The following is a 5,492-nucleotide window of genomic DNA, read 5'->3' as shown; positions in this document are numbered from 1 at the left end:
GAGGGAGAGGACGTCCGGGGTGGTACGGCCGCGCGGAGAAACGATTCCTCAGTAGGGGCTCACGAGGGGTCCTTCATCCGGCTGCGGGCCGCGTACCAGCCGATGACCAGCGCCACCAGGATCGCCGGAAGCGCCATGACGGTCAGTCGGCTGGGGCCGCCGTCCGCCCACATCAGGACGAGGACGGAGGCGAGGAAGCCCAGGGTGACGATCTCGGTGTACGGGGAGCCGGGGAGTTGGTAGCCGGGGCGGCTGACCTGGCCGGCCTGGGCGCGCCGCCAGAACAGCAGATGACAGAGCATGATCACGGCCCAGGTCGAGAGGATGCCGATGGCGGCGAAGTTGAGCACGATCTCGAACGCCTCGCTCGGCACCACATAGTTCAGGCCCACGCCCAGCACACAGAAGGAGGAGGTGAGCAGGATGCCTCCGTAGGGCACATGGGTGCGGCTCATGGCGCCGGTGAACTTGGGCGCGGAGCCGGACATCGCCATCGAGCGCAGGATCCGGCCGGTGGAGTACAGCCCCGAGTTGAGGCTGGACATCGCGGCGGTGAGCACGACGAGGTTCATCACGCCGCCGGCCGCCGGGACGCCGATCTTGGACAGCACGGTGACGAACGGGCTCTCGTCGCCCGAGTAGGAGCCGGAGGGCAGCAGCATCGAGAGCAGCACCACGGAGCCGACGTAGAACAGGGCCACGCGCCACATGATGGAGTTGATCGCCTTGGGCATGATCTTCTCGGGGTTCTCGGTCTCGCCCGCGGCCACGCCGACCAGCTCCACGGAGGCGTAGGCGAAGACGACGCCCTGGATGACCAGCAGCATCGGCAGCACACCGTGCGGGAAGACGCCACCGTGCTCGGTGATCAGGCTGGGCCCGGTGCTGCCACCGGCCACCTGCTCGCGGGTGACCAGCAGGAAGATGCCGATCGCCATGAAGACGACGAGCGCGCCGACCTTGATGATCGCGAACCAGAACTCCAGCTCACCGAAGATCTTCACCGAGATCAGATTGACCGTGAGCACCACGGCGAGCGCGATCAGGGCGATCACCCACTGCGGGATCTCGGTGAACATCCCCCAGTAGTGGGTGTACGTCGCCACGGCCGTGATGTCGGCGACCCCGGTGGTGGCCCAGTTCAGGAAGTACATCCAGCCCGCGACGAAGGCGCCCTTCTCGCCGAGGAACTCACGGGCGTAGGAGACGAACGCGCCCGAGGACGGCCGGTGCAGCACCAGCTCGCCCAGGGCGCGCACCACCAGGAAGGCGAAGACGCCGCAGACCGCGTACGCCAGGGCCAGCGACGGCCCGGCGTCCTTGAGCCGCCCGCCGGCGCCGAGGAAGAGGCCGGTGCCGATGGCGCCGCCGATGGCGATCATGTTGACGTGCCGGGCCTTGAGGGACTTGCTGTAACCGGCGTCGCCCGCGTCCACATGCGCGGGGCTCCCGGCCTGGTGCTGTTGGCGGTCTTCTTGCCGGAGGGACTGCTCGCTCACGCCTGCTGTCCGCCTTCCGTCGGTGCTGTCGTCCGGCTGTCCGCCGCAGCGGGCCGCACGATGGAGGTCAGGGTGGTCTCCACGCGTTCGAGGTGGTGGGACATGGCCTCCACCGCGTCGTGTTCGGACCCGTCGGCGAGCGCCTCGACGATCGCCCGGTGCTCCCGGTTCGACTGCTCGCGGCGGCCGCCGAGTTCGTTGAGAAATGCCGACTGCCGGGCCAGGGCATCGCGGATCTCCTCGATGACCCGCCGGAAGACCGGGTTCCGGGCCGCCTGGGCGACGGCGAGATGGAACAGCGTGTCCATCGCCACCCATGCGGTGGTGTCGGTCTCCCGCTCCATCCGCTCCAGCAGATGGGACAGGTGGTCGAGGTCCTCGGCGGAGCGGCGCAGCGCCGCGTAGCCCGCCACCGGGATCTCGATGTGCCGGCGCACCTCCAGCAGGTCGCTCGCGGCGTAGTCGCCGAAGGTGGGGTCCTCCACCGGGCCGCTGGAGATGACGAAGGTGCCCTTACCGGTGCGCGAGGCGGTCAGCCCCATGGTCTGCAGGGCCCTGAGGGCCTCGCGGAGCACCGGCCGGCTCACCTCCAGGCGACGGCAGAGCTCGGCCTCGGAGGGGAGTTTGTCCCCCACCGCGTAATCGCCGCGCTCGATCGCTTCCCGGAGGTGGGTGAGAACCGCCTCCATCGCGCTGACGCGACGAGGGGAGGCGAATCCGGAGCCACCTGTCTGGCTGTCTGACAAGTTCACGCGGTGATCCTCGGGCGTACACCGGAGGGTTGTCAAGGGTCGACTTTCCCCTCCTTGCCGCCCGTTCTGTGTTGATATGGAGTATTCGTCCGAGCGCCGGAGACCCCATGCCCCACCGCCTCGCCACCGCCACCGCGGCCCTGCTCCTGCTGTGCGGCCCGGCCGCCGCGGGCTGCGGCGGGGGTGCGGAACCGGGCAAGGTCGGCGTGGTGCTGCCGCTGCTCACCTCGCCCTTCTGGGAGGCGTACAACGACGACATCCCGAAGCAGGCCAGAAAGGCGGGCGTACGGGTGCTGCCGACGGTCAACTCCGACAGCGACCCGGGCAAGCAGATCACCGACATCGACAATCTGCTGGCCCAGGACATCAAGGGCCTGGTCGTCTCCCCGATCGACTCCGCCGCCATCGGCCCCGGGCTGAGCGCCGCCCGGCGCGCCCATGTGCCGGTCGTCGCCGTCGATGTGGCCCCCGACCGGGGCAGGGTGGCCATCGTGGTCAGGGCCGACAACCGCGCGTACGGCGTCAAGGCGTGCCACAGCCTCGGCCGCGCCGTGCGGCGGGGCACGGTGGTGCAGATCGAGGGCGATCTGGCCTCGGTCAACGGCCGCGACCGCACGGCCGCCTTCGACCACTGCATGGCGCGGCACCACCCGGACATCAAGATCCTGGACATCGCGGCCGGCTGGCAGGCGGAGAAGGCGGCGGCCGGTCTGGAGGCCCTCTACAGCGCCCACCCCGGCATCAAGGGCATCTACCTCCAGGCCGGCGGCGTCTATCTGGCGCCCACCCTGCGCACCCTCCAGCGCCACCGCGCCCTGGTCCCGGTGGGCCGGCGCGGCCACATCGCCATCGTCTCCAACGACGGGATCCCGCAGGAGCTGGACGCGATCCGTAAGGGCCTCATCGACGCCACCGTCTCCCAGCCGGCGGACCTCTACGCCGTCTACGCCATGCGCTACATCAAGCAGGCCATGGCCGGGAAGCCGTTCAAGGCGGGGCCGACCGGCCACGGCAGCACCGTCGTCCGGCTGCACGGCGGCAATCTGGAGGACCAGCTGCCCGCCCCGCTGGTGACCCGGGCCAATGTCGACGACCGCTCCCTGTGGGGCAACCGGGCATGACCGGCGAGCCGCCCCCGCTGGCCGAGGCGCGCGGGATCACCAAACGGTACGGGCCCACGGTGGCCCTGCGGGACGCGGGGATCGCCGTACGGGCGGGCGCCTCGCACGGCCTCGTCGGCCGCAACGGCGCGGGCAAGTCCACGCTGGTCGCGATCCTCACCGGTCTTGAGCGGCCCGACGCGGGGACGGTGGCCTACGACGGCGAGCCCGCCCCCGCCCTCGCCGACCGGGCGGCGTGGGACCGCCGGGTGGCCTGCGTCCACCAACGGTCGATGGTCATCGGCGAACTGACGGTCGCGGAGAACCTGTTCCTCGGCCACCGTCCGGTCACCTCCCGTGGTCTGCCGGTCAGTTGGCGGCGGCTGCGCCGGGAGGCCCGTGCCCTGCTGGACACCTGGGGCGTGGCGGTGCCCGAGAACGCCGTGGCACGGGCCCTGAGCGTCGAGGACGCCAAGATGGTGGAGATCGCCCGCGCGCTGTCCCGCGGCACCCGCCTCATCATCCTCGACGAGCCCACGGCCCAGCTCGACGGCCGGGCCGCCACGCGGCTGTTCGGCCATATGCGGCGGCTCCAGGACGCCGGGGTCACCTTCCTCTACATCTCGCACCGGCTGGGCGAGATCTACGAGGTCTGCCGGACCGTCACCGTCCTGCGGGACGCCCGCCGGATCGTCACCGCACCGGTCGGCGAACTCCCCACCCGGGCGCTGATCGAGGCGATGACGGGCGGGCCCGCCGAGCCGTACCGCGCCCCGGCCCCCGCCGCCGCGCCGCGGCCGGGCGCCGCGGGGCCGGTGGCGGCGCGGGTCGACCGGCTCAGCGGGCCGTACTTCCACGACGTCAGCCTCACCCTCGCGGCCGGGGAGGTGGTGGGCCTCGCCGGACTGGCCGGCTCCGGCAGCCATCAGCTCGGCGCCGCCCTGGCCGGTCTGCACCGGCCCACCGGCGGGCGGATCGAGATCCTCGGCCGGCCGCTGCGGACCGGCAGCGTCCCGGCGGCGCTGGCCGCCGGGGTGGGCTGTCTGCCCCGCGACCGGCACACCGAGGGGCTGGTCCCCCAGCTGTCGGTGGCCGAGAACATCACGATGCCGGTCAGCGGGCGGCTCGGGCCCGGCGGGCTGATCCGGCCCTCGGTCCGCGACGCCCTCGCCCGCCGCGCCATCGACGAGCTGGAGATCACCACCGAGGGCCCGGCGCAGCCGGTTACCGCGCTGTCCGGCGGCAATCAGCAGAAGGTGGCCATGGCCCGCGCGCTGGCCACGGATCCACGGGTGCTGGTGCTGATCGACCCGACGGCCGGGGTGGATGTGCGGTCCCGGCGCGCTCTGCTGGACGTCGCGCTGCGGGCGCGGGCCGAGGGGCGGGCGGTGCTGCTGGTCTCCGATCAGCCGGAGGACCTGCGGGCCTGTGACCGGGTGCTGGTGATGGCGGGCGGCTTCGTGACCGCCGCGTACGAGGCGGGCTGGGCCGAGCGGCAGCTGATCGCCGCGATCGAGGGGGTCCCTCTCGGCCATGGCTGACCTCCGTACGCCCCACGCGCCGGGCCGCGTCCGCCGTCTGGTCCCGCTCGGCATCCGCGATCTGGCGCTGCTGCCCGCTGTGGTCCTGCTGCTGGTCATCGGTGCGCTCGGCAACCCCGGCTTCCTCACCCGGGACAATCTGGTCAACATCCTGGGGGCCTCCTCGGGCTTAGGGCTGCTGGTGCTCGCCGAGGCGATGATCCTGATCAGCGGCAGGATGGATCTCTCCCTGGAGTCCATCGCGGGCCTGGCCCCCGCGCTCGGTTTCCTGGTCGTCATCCCGGCCGCCGACGCGGGCTTCGGCACCCGGTGGCCCACCTGGGCGGGGCTGCTGCTGATCCCGCTGGTGGGCGCGGGCGTGGGCGCCGTCAACGGGGCGCTGATCGTGGGGCTGGGGCTGAACGGATTCATCGTGACCCTGGCGATGAACATCGTGCTGCGGGGTGTGCTGATCGGCCTGGTCTCGGGCAGGACGCTGTTCAGCGCGCCGGACGCGTTCTTCGCCCTGGGCTCCTGGGACTGGCTGGGGGTGCCGATCTCGGTGTGGCTGACGGCGCTGTGCTTCGCGCTCGCCGGGTTCATGCTGCGCTACCACCGCCA

At 71.9% G+C, this 5,492-nt stretch carries 4 protein-coding genes and 1 pseudogene; 3 read left to right on the top strand and 2 right to left on the bottom strand.

The genetic code is table 11. The features are described from left to right. Positions 1 to 59: 59 nt before the first annotated feature. Together GWI24_RS39635 and GWI24_RS39630 are read right to left on the bottom strand one after the other, a co-directional pair. The gene (locus GWI24_RS39635) at positions 60 to 1,499 is read right to left on the bottom strand and encodes an amino acid permease (protein ID WP_210950875.1); all 1,440 of its coding nucleotides are present in this window, start codon (positions 1,497 to 1,499) and stop codon (positions 60 to 62) included. After that, positions 1,496 to 2,188, bottom strand: a complete 693-nt coding sequence (locus tag GWI24_RS39630; protein ID WP_210950876.1) for a FadR/GntR family transcriptional regulator — start codon at positions 2,186 to 2,188, stop codon at positions 1,496 to 1,498. The genes GWI24_RS39635 and GWI24_RS39630 overlap by 4 nt, the downstream gene beginning before the upstream one ends. 170 nt (positions 2,189 to 2,358) lie before the next feature. On the opposite strand from GWI24_RS39630, the gene GWI24_RS39625 reads away from it, so the two are divergent. The 3 genes and pseudogenes from GWI24_RS39625 to GWI24_RS39615 form a co-directional block, all read left to right on the top strand. Next, the gene (locus GWI24_RS39625) at positions 2,359 to 3,372 is read left to right on the top strand and encodes a sugar ABC transporter substrate-binding protein (protein WP_210950874.1); all 1,014 of its coding nucleotides are present in this window, start codon (positions 2,359 to 2,361) and stop codon (positions 3,370 to 3,372) included. Continuing rightward, the gene (locus GWI24_RS39620; RefSeq protein WP_210950873.1) at positions 3,369 to 4,892 is read left to right on the top strand and encodes a sugar ABC transporter ATP-binding protein; all 1,524 of its coding nucleotides are present in this window, start codon (positions 3,369 to 3,371) and stop codon (positions 4,890 to 4,892) included. The genes GWI24_RS39625 and GWI24_RS39620 overlap by 4 nt, the downstream gene beginning before the upstream one ends. Continuing rightward, positions 4,885 to 5,492 (top strand): annotated as a pseudogene (locus GWI24_RS39615) (ABC transporter permease); the annotation flags it as partial. The gene GWI24_RS39620 and the pseudogene GWI24_RS39615, both read left to right, overlap by 8 nt.

Origin of the sequence: Streptomyces sp. MK37H (assembly GCF_018035285.1) — a bacterium.
Lineage (GTDB): Bacteria > Actinomycetota > Actinomycetes > Streptomycetales > Streptomycetaceae > Streptomyces > Streptomyces endocoffeicus.
This window is presented reverse-complemented; position numbering and strand designations above follow the sequence as displayed.

Excerpts from the sequence above, each read along its gene's own strand:
- GWI24_RS39625 (WP_210950874.1), top strand. The coding sequence starts at position 2,359 with ATGCCCCACCGCCTCGCCACCGCCACCGCGGCCCTGCTCCTGCTGTGC.
- GWI24_RS39630 (WP_210950876.1), bottom strand. The coding sequence starts at position 2,188 with ATGGAGGCGGTTCTCACCCACCTCCGGGAAGCGATCGAGCGCGGCGAT.
- GWI24_RS39620 (WP_210950873.1), top strand. The coding sequence starts at position 3,369 with ATGACCGGCGAGCCGCCCCCGCTGGCCGAGGCGCGCGGGATCACCAAA.